This window comes from Acinetobacter sp. ANC 4805 (assembly GCF_022549495.1).
In the GTDB taxonomy this organism is placed as follows: Bacteria; Pseudomonadota; Gammaproteobacteria; order Pseudomonadales; family Moraxellaceae; genus Acinetobacter.
The window spans coordinates 200559-215843 of the sequence record NZ_JAKZGD010000002.1 but is presented as its reverse complement, the minus strand read 5'-3'; the positions used below and the strand labels follow the sequence as shown (position 1 = coordinate 215843).

Annotated in this window: 13 protein-coding genes and 2 pseudogenes; 6 read left to right on the top strand and 9 right to left on the bottom strand. The window is 40.1% G+C overall.

The window, feature by feature from the left end; translation table 11 throughout:
• Nucleotides 1–17: 17 nt before the first annotated feature.
• Nucleotides 18–1058, bottom strand: coding sequence for a rod shape-determining protein (locus MMP60_RS03645; RefSeq protein WP_347005393.1), 1041 nt, complete (start codon nucleotides 1056–1058; stop codon nucleotides 18–20).
• A gap of 133 nt (nucleotides 1059–1191) precedes the next feature.
• Between MMP60_RS03645 and gatC the strand changes: the two genes are divergently transcribed.
• The 3 genes from gatC to gatB are packed head-to-tail and all read left to right on the top strand — an operon-like array spanning nucleotide 1192 to nucleotide 4510.
• A complete protein-coding gene (gene gatC / locus MMP60_RS03640) occupies nucleotides 1192–1509 on the top strand; it encodes an Asp-tRNA(Asn)/Glu-tRNA(Gln) amidotransferase subunit GatC (protein WP_241335010.1) in 318 nt (105 codons plus the stop codon).
• A 53-nt stretch (nucleotides 1510–1562) separates the two neighbouring features.
• Complete coding sequence (gene gatA / locus MMP60_RS03635) at nucleotides 1563–3041, top strand: Asp-tRNA(Asn)/Glu-tRNA(Gln) amidotransferase subunit GatA (RefSeq protein ID WP_241335009.1); 1479 nt, start codon at nucleotides 1563–1565, stop codon at nucleotides 3039–3041.
• Nucleotides 3041–4510, top strand: coding sequence for an Asp-tRNA(Asn)/Glu-tRNA(Gln) amidotransferase subunit GatB (gene gatB / locus MMP60_RS03630; protein ID WP_241335008.1), 1470 nt, complete (start codon nucleotides 3041–3043; stop codon nucleotides 4508–4510). Before gatA ends, gatB begins: the two co-directional genes overlap by 1 nt.
• A 43-nt stretch (nucleotides 4511–4553) precedes the next feature.
• Here the strand turns inward: gatB and MMP60_RS03625 are convergent.
• Nucleotides 4554–4886: pseudogene (locus MMP60_RS03625) on the bottom strand (TetR/AcrR family transcriptional regulator); the annotation flags it as partial.
• Between MMP60_RS03625 and MMP60_RS03620 the strand changes: the two are divergent.
• Nucleotides 4882–5127: pseudogene (locus MMP60_RS03620) on the top strand (metal-dependent hydrolase); the annotation flags it as partial. The pseudogenes MMP60_RS03625 and MMP60_RS03620 overlap by 5 nt on opposite strands.
• A 256-nt stretch (nucleotides 5128–5383) precedes the next feature.
• Entirely contained in the window at nucleotides 5384–6172 is a 789-nt protein-coding gene (locus MMP60_RS03615) for a hypothetical protein (protein WP_241335007.1), read from the top strand.
• A 191-nt stretch (nucleotides 6173–6363) separates the two neighbouring features.
• Here the strand turns inward: MMP60_RS03615 and MMP60_RS03610 are convergent, their stop codons facing one another.
• The 3 genes from MMP60_RS03610 to MMP60_RS03600 form a co-directional block, all read right to left on the bottom strand.
• On the bottom strand, nucleotides 6364–6885 hold the full coding sequence (locus tag MMP60_RS03610; RefSeq protein ID WP_241335006.1) for a hypothetical protein: 522 nt from the start codon (nucleotides 6883–6885) through the stop codon (nucleotides 6364–6366).
• A 122-nt stretch (nucleotides 6886–7007) separates the two neighbouring features.
• On the bottom strand, nucleotides 7008–7778 hold the full coding sequence (locus MMP60_RS03605; protein WP_241335005.1) for a hypothetical protein: 771 nt from the start codon (nucleotides 7776–7778) through the stop codon (nucleotides 7008–7010).
• A gap of 35 nt (nucleotides 7779–7813) precedes the next feature.
• Nucleotides 7814–8887 (bottom strand): DUF1176 domain-containing protein, encoded by a 1074-nt coding sequence (locus MMP60_RS03600; RefSeq protein WP_241335004.1) that lies wholly within the window; start codon nucleotides 8885–8887, stop codon nucleotides 7814–7816.
• A 128-nt stretch (nucleotides 8888–9015) separates the two neighbouring features.
• Here MMP60_RS03600 and MMP60_RS03595 point away from each other — a divergent pair, with 128 nt between their 5' ends.
• Nucleotides 9016–9765, top strand: a complete 750-nt coding sequence (locus MMP60_RS03595; protein WP_241335003.1) for a DUF4850 domain-containing protein — start codon at nucleotides 9016–9018, stop codon at nucleotides 9763–9765.
• Nucleotides 9766–9822: 57 nt separating this feature from the next.
• On the opposite strand, the gene sbmA is transcribed toward MMP60_RS03595, so the two are convergent.
• The 4 genes from sbmA to gltS all read right to left on the bottom strand — a co-directional run bounded on the left by sbmA (nucleotide 9823) and on the right by gltS (nucleotide 15192).
• The gene (gene sbmA, locus MMP60_RS03590; protein ID WP_241335002.1) at nucleotides 9823–11022 is read right to left on the bottom strand and encodes a peptide antibiotic transporter SbmA; all 1200 of its coding nucleotides are present in this window, start codon (nucleotides 11020–11022) and stop codon (nucleotides 9823–9825) included.
• Between the two features lie 223 nt (nucleotides 11023–11245).
• Entirely contained in the window at nucleotides 11246–12229 is a 984-nt protein-coding gene (locus tag MMP60_RS03585) for a patatin-like phospholipase family protein (RefSeq protein WP_241335174.1), read from the bottom strand.
• 164 nt (nucleotides 12230–12393) lie between these two features.
• On the bottom strand, nucleotides 12394–13869 hold the full coding sequence (locus tag MMP60_RS03580) for a sodium:alanine symporter family protein (RefSeq protein ID WP_241335173.1): 1476 nt from the start codon (nucleotides 13867–13869) through the stop codon (nucleotides 12394–12396).
• A gap of 93 nt (nucleotides 13870–13962) precedes the next feature.
• Nucleotides 13963–15192 carry a sodium/glutamate symporter gene (gltS, locus tag MMP60_RS03575; protein WP_241335001.1) on the bottom strand — a complete coding sequence of 410 codons (1230 nt, stop codon included), beginning with the start codon at nucleotides 15190–15192 and terminating at the stop codon, nucleotides 13963–13965.
• Between the last annotated feature and the right edge of the window lie 93 nt (nucleotides 15193–15285).

Below are 15285 nucleotides of genomic sequence, written 5' to 3'. Positions count from 1 at the left end.
CGCCTAGTCCTTATGATTTAGCCAACAAAAAGCATGTCATGATTTGGATTATCAAAGAACTCTAATACTTTACCGCCACCACGAGTGACACAAGTTAGAGGATCATCAGCAACAATCACAGGTAGACCTGTTTCTTGCGCAAGCAGTTTATCAAGGTTACGTAATAATGCGCCGCCGCCTGTCAACACGATACCACGTTCTGCAATATCCGAAGAAAGTTCAGGCGGTGTTTGTTCTAATGCTGATTTCACTGCGCTGACAATGCTTTGTAATGGGTCAGCAATTGCTTGTAAAATTTCATCAGAAGTGACCGTAATCGCACGTGGCACACCTTCTGCCAAATTACGACCGCGTACTTCAATTTGAAGTGTTTTGCCATCAGTTACAGCCATACCCACTTCTTTTTTAATGGTTTCTGCTGTAGTTTCCCCAATCACGCAACCGTGTGCTTTACGAACATAATTGATAATTTGCTCATCAAATACATCACCACCGATACGTAGGGAATCGGCATAGACACAACCTTGTAATGAAATGATTGCAATCTCTGTCGTACCGCCGCCTACATCCACCACCATTGAACCACATGCTTGCTCAACAGGCATACCTGCGCCAATTGCAGCAGCCATAGGTTCTTCAATCAAACGTACATCACGTGCACCTGCATTAAATACAGCCTCACGAATCGCACGGCGTTCAACTAAAGTTGATTTACATGGGACACACACCACAACACGCGGCGCAGGACGAATCAGGCGTTTTTCATGCACCTTGTCCATAAACTGATACAGCATGGTCTCGGTCACTTCAAAATCGGCAATCACACCATCTTTCATCGGACGAATCGCTGAAATATTCGCTGGTGTACGACCTAACATTTGTTTAGCATCTAGACCAACAGCAGCAACAATTTTTTGCGAACCGCTATGACGAATCGCCACAACAGTCGGTTCATTTAATATAATGCCACGGCCTGGTGCATAAATAAGTGTATTTGCCGTACCTAAATCAATGGCTAAATCCGGCGAAAACAAGCCAATTAGTCGTTTTAGAATCACGGGGGCGTTCTCAATTAAACTTTGTATGGATGCAAGGTGGCAACTTTAACGAAATGTGATGCTTTGAACAAGTCAATCGCTTATTATAACGCACGATATTTTGCAATTTTTTGATACTGAATTAGGTAAAGTTATGTCTACATCATCAGATGCTCAGCAGACAACGGACTTAAATGCACAGACCGTTTCAGCGATTGCACACCTTGCTCGTTTGTCCCTAAATGACACGCAATCTACTGAATATGCTCAAAGTTTAAATAAAATTCTTGGCATGATGGAAAGCCTAAAAGGCATTAATACCGATGATGTTGAGCCTTTAAAAAGTCCATTTGACAATCCACAACCATTACGTGTTGATATTGTAAGTGAAAGCAACCATCGTGATGAATATCAAGCGGTCGCTCCTGCAATAGAAGCAGGCTTGTACCTTGTACCTCGCGTAATTGAATAATTTCTATTCGATTAGTCAATATTTTATATTTAGAATGTAAAGAAATTTTTCATATGACAGATTTACATCGCTTATCAATCCGTGAACTCTCTGAAGGGCTAAAACAAGCTCAATTTTCATCACGTGAATTGACCGAACATTATTTAAAACGTATTGCCCAAATTGACCCGAAAGTAAAAAGTTATGTAACAGTGACAGCAGAACAAGCACTTGTTGAAGCTGATGCTGCTGATGCTGCACTCAAAGCAGGTCATGCACATGCACTTGCGGGTATTCCACTTGCGCATAAAGACATTTTTTGTACCAAAGGGATTAAAACCACTGCGGGTTCAAAAATGTTGGATAACTTCATTTCACCTTACGATGCGACCGTCGTTGCCAAAGCCAAAGCTGCGGGTCTCGTGACTTTAGGTAAGGTGAATATGGATGAATTCGCAATGGGTTCAACTTCTGAAAGTTCATATTTTGGCGCGACAGGTAACCCTTGGGCATTAGATCATGTCCCAGGCGGTTCATCAGGTGGTTCTGCTGCGGCTGTTGCGGCTGATCTAGCTCCGATTGCAACAGGAACTGATACAGGCGGTTCAATCCGTCAACCTGCTTCATTCTGTGGCTTAACAGGCTTAAAACCGACCTATGGTCGTGTCTCTCGCTTCGGTATGATTGCCTACGCATCATCACTCGATCAGGGTGGCCCAATGGCACGTTCTGCCGAAGACTGTGCTTACTTGATGAATGTGATTGCAGGTCATGATGCCAAAGATTCAACTTCGGTGAATAAAGATGTTGACGATTACGTTGCTAACTTGAATGGCACAGTAGTCAAAGGCTTACGCATTGGTATTCCAAAGCAATACTTTAATGTGGCTGGTTTAGATGCAGACGTAAAAGCACGTGTTAAAGAATCATTGAAAAAACTTGAAGAGATGGGCGCAATCTTGGTTGAGATTGACCTCAACATGACTGAAGCCTATGTTCCGACGTACTACTTGATCGCACCTGCGGAAGCATCATCGAACTTGTCACGTTACGATGGCGTGCGTTATGGCTACCGTGCAGAAAACCCTGTGGACTTGATGGACTTGTACAAACGTTCACGTTCAGAAGGTTTTGGTGCCGAAGTACAACGTCGTATTCTGATCGGTACTTATGCCCTTTCTGCGGGTTACTACGATGCCTACTATGTGAAAGCACAAAAAGTACGTCGTTTAATCCAACAAGATTTCCTTAAAGCATTTGAAAATGTCGATGTGATTGCTGCACCATCTGCGCCAACCACTGCGTATAAGATCGGTGCGAATCTCAGCCCTACTGAAATGTATTTAGGCGACATCTATACCCTTGCAGTGAACTTAGCGGGTCTACCAGCCATCAATGCACCTGTGGGCTTTGATAAAGACAGCTTGCCTGTCGGCTTACAGTTGATTGGTAACTACTGGTCAGAGTCACAATTGCTTTCAATTGTGCATCAATATCAACAAAACACTGACTGGCATACCAAACGTGCGGCAATTGCTGAGGAGAATGCATAATGACTGAAGCTCAAAAGTTAAAGTTAATTGACGGTTGGGAAGTCGTTATCGGGATTGAAATCCATACTCAGCTTGCCACAAAGTCTAAAATCTTCTCAGGTTCATCAACTGAATTTGGTCAAGACCCAAATACTCAAGCCAGCCTTGTTGATTTAGCCATGCCGGGTGTCTTACCTGTACTCAATGCCGAAGTGGTTGATCTTGCGATTCGCTTTGGTTTGGGGATTGACGCTTATATCGACCAAGCCTCTGTGTTTGCACGTAAAAACTACTTCTACCCAGATTCTCCAAAAGGCTATCAGATCAGCCAGATGGACAATCCAATCGTCGGCTTGGGTCATATCGACATCCAACTTGAAGATGGCACTGTGAAGCGTATTGGCGTGACTCGTGCCCATCTTGAAGAAGATGCAGGTAAATCGATTCATGACCAATTCGAAGGCATGTCGGGCATCGACTTAAACCGTGCGGGTACACCATTGCTTGAAATCGTGTCTGAGCCAGATATGCGTTCAGTTGAAGAAGCGGTTGCCTACATCAAATCGATTCACACCCTTGTGCGTTGGTTAGGTATTTCTGACGGTAACATGGCAGAAGGTTCATTCCGTGCCGACTGTAACGTGTCGTTGCGTCGTCCGGGTCAACCTTTTGGTACACGTTGCGAGTTGAAAAACCTCAACTCATTCCGTTTCATTGAGCAAGCGATCAACGTTGAAATTCAACGTCAAATGGATATTTTGGAAGATGGTGGCAAGATCGACCAAGAAACGCGTTTGTTCGATCCAAACAAGATGGAAACGCGTTCAATGCGTTCTAAGGAAGAAGCGAACGACTATCGCTACTTCCCTGATCCAGACTTGTTACCTGTAATCATTGCGGATGAGCAGATCGAAGCGGCACGTGCTGCCCTGCCAGAACTGCCTAAAGCGCGCCGTGCGCGTTTTATTGCTGACTTTGCTGTGACTGAGTACGATGCACATGTGTTGACGCTATCACGCGAAATGGCAGACTTCTACGAAGCGGTTGTGGCTGCTGCGGGTGGTGCTGCGCAAGGTAAAGTGTCTGCAAACTGGGTGATGGGTGAATTCTCAGGTGCTTTAAACAAAGCAGGCTTAGAACTGGCGGACTCGCCTGTTTCTGCTGAGCAATTGGGCGGCATGATTGCGCGTATTGTCGACAATACCATTAACGGCAAAATCGCGAAGCAAGTGTTTGGCTTTATGTGGGAAGCAGAAGGAAAATCTGCGGATGACATTATTGCTGAGAAAGGCTTAAAGCAAGAAACCGATACAGGTGCAATTGAAGCGATTATCAAAGACGTGCTTGCAGCCAATGAAAAAATGGTTGAAGAGTACAAGTCTGGTAAGGAAAAAGCCTTTAACGGTCTGGTTGGTCAAGTCATGAAAGCTGCAAAAGGTAAAGCCAACCCAGCTCAAGTGAATGAATTAATGAAGAAATTGATTAGTTAAGCTAATCTAATTTTAAAAGAAAACCCGTTTTAGAGCGGGTTTTTTATATTTTTAATTTATTACGATCATCATCAATATAAGACATTGTAATATCAATCAGACAATCAATTAATTCTTCAAAAGTAAAACCCATATTTTGAGATGAAAAGAAATTCATGGTCAGTGCAACACTGGAATTAATTAAAACATAAAGCATCAATTTCAGATTTTTTATTCTGAGCACTTCAGGATGTTTCACCGCATATTCAATCGCTAGAGTATTGATCACCTTGACTGCTTTTACATAACTGGCTTCAGTACTGTATTTACTTGAAACGCTCAGCCAATAAAAATATTTATTCTCATCAGCTGCTAAAAACTCACCAATATGCAAAAAAAATATTAAATTTTCAACCAAAGAGTCGAAAGATACATTCTATTTGGTATTTGGTATTTGGTATTTGGTATTTGGTGGTGTAAATCGTTTGGGTATTTTTTCTCGCACATTTATCGAAATGCTTGATGTTAGAGATCAACATTTCGATCCATTGGATATGCAAACAGAACAACTCGAAGCTGAATATCGTGAAAAGCTATTTGAAGAAAATGGTATTTTAAAAAGTGCGCTTAAAAGCTAAGTTGTTTTGAAATGGAAAAAGCTTTTAATGGTTTTGTTGATCAGCATCTAAAACCTAAGCCAACCTTGTCCAAGCAAATGAGTTAATAAAAAGGTTGATTGTTTGATCTTATCTAATTTGTAAATAACCCGCTTTAAAGCGGCTTTTCTTTGATAAAATCATATAAAAATATCATTAAATTATTAATTAGTAAGAAATTTAATTATATACTACAACATCAGACTCATTCAAAATTATTTTATAACAGGGGAACATTTTGAATAATTTTTTTTTAACTACAGCTATTTTTAGTTTATTACTTTCTGGTTGCAGTATTTCTCCACCCTTAAAGCAACTTCCAACAACAGCCTTATCAACCAATAGTTCTTTTATTTCTAATGAGCTACCAAATAATATACAAAAAGGGGCTGGAACTAATATTGAAGGCACCTATTTTAGCGTAATGGGAGCTTCAGGAAGCTTAGCGGTGGGTTTACTTCTTGGACCAATAGGTGTTGCAGCTAATGTAGCTCACGTCAATTCTGTAAATAGAGAAAGAGCTACTCCCCTTAAAAATATGACATCACTTAATCTAGCTAAAATTCTCAACCAAGAGGTTTCAATACTTCAAATTGAGAAAAATAAACCCTCTACAGCATATAAAATTATCCCTGCAGCTAATTTATATTTTAAATCAGATAAAACATATTTAGTTAATTGTAATATTACAGTTGAACTTGAAAATAATGGTACTAAATCTTGGGCAGCTCGGTATTCCATTCCTGTAGAAGGGATTTTCGATTCATCTAATATCAATGATACAAATAAAGCAATAAATAGTTTAGCACCATGCTTACATAGTGCTTATGAAGTATTTAATGAACATATTCAGGGGAAATTAGGTAAGTTTGAGAAAAAAACTATTACTAATAATAAGATTGATAACACAGGAACTGTTGCTCAAACACTTCCTGTTGCTGTATCAAAACTTCCAGAAAAGATTTTGGTTAATGATACATGGGGAGTTGTTGAGCTTCGTCGCTCAGAAGTTATAAGCATTCAATAATCATCCATATAACTTCGCTCTAATGAAACTGATTAGAACGAAGTTATTCTATTACTTTTTTACATGAAGAAAATTAGAAAACTTTTTTAAACCAAACTCCCTAAGCGCTTTACTATTTAAATCTAAATAATAACTCCCCTCCAATAATAACTTTCGATGCACAGTTTACAAAGGAGTAGAATAAGGAGAAATCACTGTCCTCTTAACACACCCAATTTATTCCAAATATCAGGCGTTAAAAAAGTCATGACTAATTTATTTAAATCAATATAACGCAAGGTACCTTGCAACTGCTGTCTGACCGCTGGGTCTTTAACAATATCCTGCCCTGCACTCTGACCTAACTGCTGAAAAGCCTCTCCAACTGCCTTAACACCTTCAGCCTGAATCACGGCTTTAGTCTGTGTCGAACACTGCTCCACAATCACACGCTGTAAAACCTGTGCCAACTTCTGATCCAATTGAGTTTTCTGCTCAGGCGTGACACTACTAAAACCTTTCAAATCAGGATGTGCAGCCAAAGCGCTAAAAGTCCATTGCAAAACCGTGGTTTTATCCGCTGCGGTAGTCGCTTTCACTAAACAATCACTCAGTTGATCCACCGCTGAACCTGCCATTGCTACTTGGGTTGTGCCCAACACAGCCGCAGCCATGATCACAGAACGACTCAAATGAGAAAATTTACGGCGAGCAGAAGTATAAGCACGAGACATAAGCACAGTTCCAAAAAGCAATCTGTCTCTTTGTACCATGTGCTATGCAAATCATCTGTTATGACGCTGTAAATTGAGTAAGTCAGAGCCCTTAAAACTTTGGCAAAATGTAAAACTCGAACTTAACCCTGTCCTTGATAATCCCAATTTGCAGGAATATTCGGCTGCTTCGGTGCTTTATTTAAATCAATATTCAGGTTACGGCTGCCCTTAAATGATTTCTCCCCCGAATCCGATGCAGGCGATACATCCAAACTATAACGATAACGGAATTGCCAAAGCATCGGCTTAATTAGACGAATATCCAGACTCAGGCTATCTTCATCATGGCACTTGCCTTTAGAACTTTCATAATCTTGTTCTGAGAAACACGCTCGAATCATACGATTAAAACTAAACGGATAATTCTCAATAAAGCGATGTGCCTTGCCTGAATCTTTTAACTCGTAAAAACTAGCACGTTCAATTCCTGCACCACCACCAGAATACATTTCCGAAACGGTATCAATCACGGCAATGGCATAACGATTTTGATCCATAGGAAATAGCTTAGGAAAAACATATTGCCCCGATCTTGCCATTTCATCTGCAGGAGATAATTGAATATGCCACTGTTGCAACAATTTAAATCCAGTGGTCGAGATGCCAAACTGAGCAATATTTCCATCTGACAATAACCATAAACTTTGGTCAGTGGTTTTTAAACTACGCCATTGTGCACGCTGCTGACATAAGTCGTTCACCTGTTCACATAGCTGTGTCTGTTCCGTTTGGCTGAGTTGCCCTTTTTTAAATTCAAGTATCTGTAAGGGTGCAGCAAAAATGAATGTGCTGAAGCAGCTGAATGCAGCAACTAGAATGATTCTGTTCAAATTGATTTTATTATTCAACATCGTATTTCCTTTGGCTATTTTTTATATTCAAAGCATCATTTGATAATCGCTTCAATCCGATCCAGTTCCCAAACCCCACCCGCAGCAAGCCCTTTACACATGCCTGTCCACATATCTTTGGTGTGTACAAATTTCTGACCATCCCACACCCATTCATCACTCGACCAACAATCACCAATACCTCGCCCTTTCTGCGCACTGCTCATCAACCCTGAACCAAAGTCAGAGGCATGCTCGGTCACGAAAGTCGCTTTTCCTGTTAATGATTGATCGAGTACCCATGTACCATAACCTTCGTTATATGCAGCTCGCCAACACAAAGCCATCGCTAAAACTTTGTTGTTACTCAGTTTATAAAGCTCGATTGGCTGAGGATCTGCTCCATCACCATTATAGATGCCTTCACAGAAACCCTCTTCTTTTGGTGTTGGCTGTGCTGCCATCAAAAGTTGATATACGGATTGATACTGTTTCGTTTTGGGTTGTAAGGTCAGATAAGGCTTATTGGCTGTTTTAACCTGTTTCACAACAAGTTTAGGTTGAGCAGCCAAGACTTTGGATTCATCCATTTGCCCTTTTTTAATCAATGCACCCACTGTACCAATACGTTTTTGAAAATCATCCATCTTCAACAGAACAGCAGTCATTCCTGCATCAGAAATTCGCCATTCAAGATGAGCTTTTTTAAAGACAATTTCTGTCTTTTGTTTCGCTTGTTGCAATAAGCCATTCACCTGATTTGTAGAAAGTTTCCCTATGATTGGGAACTCAGTGCCATCAACAGAGACTTGCCCCAAATCTTTTCCATTGACATAAAAATGAATATTTTGGAGTTTAGCTGCTGGCAGTGATTCTTGCTCAAAATTTGCAAGTGCGAACTCTGCGCTCACCACCTGTTTTGCACCTGCTTGACGGGTCAATAATAAAGATACAGGTTCATTTTGCCCTTCTTCATTTTGATAACCCGCAGCGCGGCATGTCCCCGTATTGCTACAGTAAATTTCCCAATCTTGGTGTGAAAATGAAATGCCTTTGATTTCTTGTGCAAAACTGGTTGCACTCATCACAGACAAAAAGCAAATTGGAACTATATTTTTCATCGGTTTCATTTCTTTCAACAATCTATTTATTTTCAAGTCAGCAACAGTTTAAATGTTTTTTATGTCCACGAGTCATATGGACTTGTATAAAAGCGTATGCTCCTTTTTGATCAATCGTAAAACGGCTACATTTTAAAATGAAAAAATCAAACTTACTGATCGTGACGTTATTCTCTGTTTTCACATCAATCACTCATGCAGAAGTGACCCATTTCAAACCTACTTTGCCTAAATTTTCCAACACCGTGCAAGAGCGTAAAACTGAAAATCAAATTTATAGCTTAGGCGAAGCATCCTTTGCCCATGATGTTCGTGTTCCCTTTTACGGCGTAACAGTGCTGAACCCTGCCGATGATGGCTTATTAAAAGATTTTAAACAATGTTCAGCGAAAAGCTGCCATTTCGACTTTAAACTGGATGCCATACAAGCGAAGCATCTTAAATTATTGGCTATTCCTGAAATTGGTATCGTCTTAGTACCCAAAGACTGGAACGATATTCAAGCAAGTGCGGGCGCAAATGGTACAGGATCAGCTCTGCTGATGAGTCCAGATCAGAAACAAGCAATTCAACTATATGACTCATCTTTTTGTGTTGGTTGTGGTATGCCCTATGCAACTCTTTATTTTCCGACCCTGTTAAAACAAAGTATGGAATATGAATACGGCGGTTATAAAGACCCTCAAAAATTGCTGAATGTGGTATATCCATCCAAACAAGTTGCATTCTTTAGTTATCAAATTCCAAGTTTAAATAACAAAACGCATGGCATTGCTAAATATCAGGATGAAGACACGTTTAACTTTAGAGAAATCAAAGTCACTTTAGACAAATCACAACAACACATGGTTGGAACAATTCTAAATTTTTACAATGCGACCCACTAATAAAAAGATGAGCATAAAAAAACCTGCTATGAGCAGGCTTTCTTATTAATAGATCACTTAATCTTTATCAAGAATAGATTCAAATGCTTTTAAACGTTTTCGAATCGATAATAGTTCAATAATGGTTTTCCATGAACTGACGAGATACTGGAAAGATGTTCCAACTTGTATAAAGACACCACGAATCTGATTAATTAAACCGAGTGTTAATAATCCACCTGCAATTGCGGGGAATAGTACAACTAAACTATAAAGCACATCGAGCTGACCATACCATGAGGCAGTTAAATTAAAATAGGTATAGTGAAAATACAATCGAAAATAGTTCTTGCGTACACGTTCAAAAAGCTCTTTTAAAGTTGCAGGCTGGGCACGATCAGCATGATCCTCACCATACACTAGTTCTTTACGATATGCTGCTTCGACCTTTTGATTATTAAACTGTAGACCTGGTAATTTAACACCCACCACCATCAATAAAACTGTACCGAAGATTGCCCATGCAATAGCAGCCCACACTAGGGAATACTCTAGTTCACCAACCAATGGAATCACAGGCACATGCTTTGAAAGCTGAAATAATAAGGGTAGAAATGCAATCAGCGTCATCACAGATTTTACAAACTCTACCCCTAAATCCTCCACAATCGTGGCAAAACGCATGGTATCTTCCTGCACACGCTGTGCCGCACCTTCCACCAAACGTAACTGCTGCCAGTGTTGAGTGTAATATTCATTCATGGCAATACGCCAACGAAATACATAATGACTGGTGAAAAAAGAATTAATTACAGCAAGTGTGACATATATCATAGCAATATATAGAAACACCATTGATTCTCTATATAAATCAACGATATTTCCACCTTTATTGCTTAACATATTTTGGATCAGATCCCAGAAAGGAACATACCAAGCATTGATCGCAACACTCACTTGTACTGCAAACCAAATATTAAATAATATAAATGCCGATCCCAAGATTGACCAGTTTTGCCATTTATTATCAGAAAAAATCCGCCAGAAACCAGCAAATAATCCTGTAGCAACTATAAACCACAAATAGAACCAAAGTGATGAGGATGCCCAAAAACGACTGACCCCCACAGAAAGTTCAGCATCAGCATAGCCTTTAGGAAAGCCAATATATTCACCCCATCCATGACCACCTGTATACCAAAGCAGCATGTTCAGAGCTAACCACACAATCACCGAAATGAAAAATAAGCGTGGATTAGGGAAAAAAGATTTAAACATCGTATTTAACAATCCTTGTTGAGTTGCGATTGTACAAAAGCATTATCCTATGAGCTTAAACTTAAATTTGTCTGATAAGAAAGTTTAATGAATTGTTGTTATTTACCCGTTTTCTCATTTTTTTGATAGCTTTTTGTATCGCATTTACAATTTGTTTGAGCAAAGTCTGCGTGATAGACGAATTTAAACATTCAATCCATCTATCATCACTAAAGCATTTTTTCTATGGTGATGACGTTGAGCTATTCATTTTTAAAACTAAATCTTGTTGATTTGAATCAGTCTGTTTAGTTTTACTTTGAATCGCCCATTGGATATTTGCCAATTTTTCTTTTGCTGCATTAACACCCGCCTGCATGGTCATTTCACGCCCTTTGACATCAAAGATATGGGCTTTTTCACGTAGATCGGGCTGAATCACAATATCCGCATCTTTCAATTCCTCTTCAGCTAAACGTCCTTGCATAATATTAATATTTTGGTTAAATAAGCCCCAAACATTGGTGGTTTCTGTATGAATCGGTTGCGCCAAAATATCCACAGCGATCACAATATCCGCCCCTAAATCACGTGCGACTTCCACGGGTACTGGGCTGACCAACCCACCATCAACATATTCAATATTACGAATTTTAGTGGGTACAAACATACTTGGGATCGAAGCAGATGCACGTACTGCCTGCCCTGTATTGCCATGATTAAATACAGTTTTAGTCCCATCTTTTAGTTCTGTCGCGACCACATACATTGGAATTTTCATTTTCTGTAAAGGCATGTTGTGTACTTGTTCATTCACATAGTCCTCAACTTTTTTTCCATCCAAGAAGCCTTTTAAACTGACATTAAGCTCTCGAACATCATTAGCTTTAAGTTTAAGCGCAATCTCTCTCATCTCAGCCGCAGATTTACCGCTGGCATAAATCGCCCCCACGATGCTGCCCGCGCTTGTACCCACAATAAAATCTGGGCGAATGCCTTGTTGTTCTAAGACTTCGAGTACGCCAATATGTGCATATCCACGCGCACCGCCACTGCCTAAAACGAGAGCGACAACAGGTCTTTTTTGCTGTTGTTTAATCTCAGCAAAAGGCTGAACAACGGCTTGTACTTGAGCATCTTCAACGACGGGACTTAAATGTGAGGTGGTTTGACAACCTGCAAAAATCACCATTGAAAGTCCAAGCGTCAATAATTTAAGCTGTTTCATATGCCGTTTTGCCATATCTATCTTATGTCATACTTTAATTTTAACGCCATGAAACACGAAATGCTGTATCACTTTTTTAGCATTTATTCATAATATCTCCATAAAAAAAAGCCCCTTAAAAGGGGCTTAAATTGAGATAGATCAACAACTATGATTTAAATCACTTACCAAATATCAGAATCTACTTTTTTCTTCAATTCAGGATAATGATCAAGCTTAAATTCAGGTTCTTTAATCCCTTTTTTCAACTGTGAGGTGTAGTCTTTTAATAAGGTTCGTGCGATCGGGGTTAATAGTAAAATTGCCACCAAGTTAATGGTTGCCATAATCCCCATAAACAAATCTGCCATCGACCAAACTAAAGGAACACTGCCAATCGCACCGAAATAAACCATCACTAGAACTAAGATTCGGAAGACAAACATCACTTTCGGATTATTATTAATAAACTGCATGTTTCCTTCTGCATAAGCATAGTTACCTAAAACAGCCGAATAACAGAATAAGAATAATAAAATCGCGAGGAAGTCACCACCCCAACTCCCGACTTGACTTTCTAAAGCACGCTGAGTCAGTTCAACCCCAACAAATCCAGCATCGTGATATACACCCGAAACTAAGATAATAATCGCGGTACTGGTACATACAATAAAGGTATCTACAAACACACCTAACATTTGTACCAAACCTTGGTTCACTGGATGTTTTACATCAGATGCCGCTGCCGCATTCGGCGCAGAGCCCATACCCGCTTCATTTGAGAACAGACCACGTTTGATGCCTTGCATCATCGCCATAGAAATCATTGCACCAAAGAAGCCGCCTGCTGCTGCATTAAATTGGAAAGCTTCGGTGAAGATCAATTTGAAAATACCAGGCAATAACTCGTAATTACTAATCGCAATATATAAGGCAATGGCTAAATAGAGACCCGCTTTTAAAGGTACAAACATTTCAGCAAATTTTGCGATACGTTGAATACCACCAAAAATTGCCAAGGCAACCATCACAACCAGTGCAAGCCCCACCCATGAGATTTCTAAATCAATCCCACCTAAGTGTGCAACTAGATTTGCTTTGTCCCACCCCCATGCATGTGAAGAAGCATTGGCAATGGCATTGATTTGAACTGAGTTAAAGACAAAACCGTAGGTAAAGATCAGTGCGAGTGCAAAAACCATCCCAAAGGTTTTACTGCGTAAACCTTGGGTAATATAGTAAGCAGGTCCACCCCGAAACTGCTGACTATTACTATCTCTAACCTTAAATAGTTGAGCGAGTGAAGATTCAATAAAAGCTGAACTCATCCCCAAAATCGCAGTGAACCACATCCAAAACACTGCACCGGGTCCACCAATCGCAATCGCAATCGCAACACCTGCAATATTCCCCACTCCAACTCGACTGGCTAATCCCGTTACAAATGCCTGAAATGGAGTTAATCCGTGAGTATCTTTATCACCTTTGCGGCTGCCTTTCATGACTTTAATACTGTGAAAGAACATTCTGATCTGCACAGCTTTAGTCGCAATCGTATAGAAAACACCGACCACCAATAGGAAAATAACTAGAAAATCCCATAGAGGGTCATTAAAAAAACTGACCCAAGCCATTAGGGTGTCATTTAATTGTCCATTCATCATTTATTCGCTTTTCAATACGGCATGTACAATGAATACAGGCACGATAACAATAGATAAATCAAAAGCCCCACATGGGGCTTTTGATTCGATTTAGGCAAAAAATTTCAAAATAATTTGAATCACAACCACATTCACTAAATCAATAAAGAAAGCACCGACCAACGGCACGATCAAAAAGGCTTTATGTGAAGGGCCATACACATTGGTAATTGCTTGCATATTGGCAATTGCATTGGCAGTTCCCCCCATACCAAAACCACATAATCCTGCACCCAATACCGCAGAATCATAATTACTGCCCATGACTCTGAACGAAACATAGACGGCAAATAACCACATTGCTATGGTTTGAGCAATCAACAAGATCAACATAGGTAATGCCAGTGTGGTTAACTGCCACAGCTTTAACGATACCAATGCCATTGCTAAAAATAGTGCCAAAGCGGTATTACCAAACACATCAATTGCACGATCAAAAATAGGACGCTTAAAACCAAGCTCAATCACATTGCGCAGTAAAATACCGCCTGCCAATGCCCATACAAACGTAGGCAATTCAAATGCTGTACCCAAGGTCAAGTTCTTCATGATTTCAGCAAATGCCAAAGCAAAGGCAAACATACCGAGCGTGGTAATGGCATTATCAGCAGTGATTAAGCGAACTTTTTGTGGTGCTTCAAATATGTACTCGCTCTCTGTAAGTGGTTGAGCACTATTATCTGAGCGTTGCATGGTATTGAGCGGTGAAGCGAGTTGGTGTTTACGAATCAGATAGCGAGCTAAAGGGCCGCCCATGAGGCCACCAATGATCATACCAAAGGTTGCACTTGCGATCCCTAGAGGCAACGCACCTTCTACACCATACTTTGTTTCAAAAATAGGTCCCCATGCCCCCGATGTTCCTAAGCCACCAATCAGCGCAATCGATCCAGCCACAACGCCCATTAAGGGTTCTAAGCCAACCAGTTTAGCCACTGCCATACCGACGCCATTTTGGATAACCACGAAGCCTGAAATTGCGATCAGGAAGATCACGAGAGGCTTACCGCCTTCTTTTAATTTATGAAAGTTTGCACTCAAGCCAATGGATGCGAAGAACATTAACATAAAGGTATCTTGCATCAATTTATTGACTGAAATGGTATAGCCTGTCGTTGAATGAATAATATAAAAAATAATAGCGCCTACGAGGCCGCCAGCTACAGGTTCAGGAATATTGTATTTGGTTAAAAAAGGGATATTTTTATTTAATAATCGTCCTGTATACAGTACAAGTACCGCCAACATTAAACTAAATGTCGGGTGCAAAATATAATCCATAAATTTGTCCTAAATCAGATTAAACCATTAAGTGAATCTGCTCATCGCGCCCAATCAAAATTACTGTCCTACTTCTAAAATAGTAACTCTCAA

Coding starts and splice junctions, on each gene's coding strand:
- MMP60_RS03600 (WP_241335004.1), bottom strand. CDS start 8,887: ATGAAACCGATGAAAAATATAGTTCCAATTTGCTTTTTGTCTGTGATG.
- sbmA (WP_241335002.1), bottom strand. CDS start 11,022: ATGTTTAAATCTTTTTTCCCTAATCCACGCTTATTTTTCATTTCGGTG.
- gatA (WP_241335009.1), top strand. CDS start 1,563: ATGACAGATTTACATCGCTTATCAATCCGTGAACTCTCTGAAGGGCTA.
- MMP60_RS03580 (WP_241335173.1), bottom strand. CDS start 13,869: ATGAATGGACAATTAAATGACACCCTAATGGCTTGGGTCAGTTTTTTT.
- MMP60_RS03610 (WP_241335006.1), bottom strand. CDS start 6,885: ATGTCTCGTGCTTATACTTCTGCTCGCCGTAAATTTTCTCATTTGAGT.
- MMP60_RS03585 (WP_241335174.1), bottom strand. CDS start 12,229: ATGAAACAGCTTAAATTATTGACGCTTGGACTTTCAATGGTGATTTTT.
- gatC (WP_241335010.1), top strand. CDS start 1,192: ATGTCTACATCATCAGATGCTCAGCAGACAACGGACTTAAATGCACAG.
- MMP60_RS03605 (WP_241335005.1), bottom strand. CDS start 7,778: ATGTTGAATAATAAAATCAATTTGAACAGAATCATTCTAGTTGCTGCA.
- gatB (WP_241335008.1), top strand. CDS start 3,041: ATGACTGAAGCTCAAAAGTTAAAGTTAATTGACGGTTGGGAAGTCGTT.
- MMP60_RS03595 (WP_241335003.1), top strand. CDS start 9,016: ATGAAAAAATCAAACTTACTGATCGTGACGTTATTCTCTGTTTTCACA.
- gltS (WP_241335001.1), bottom strand. CDS start 15,192: ATGGATTATATTTTGCACCCGACATTTAGTTTAATGTTGGCGGTACTT.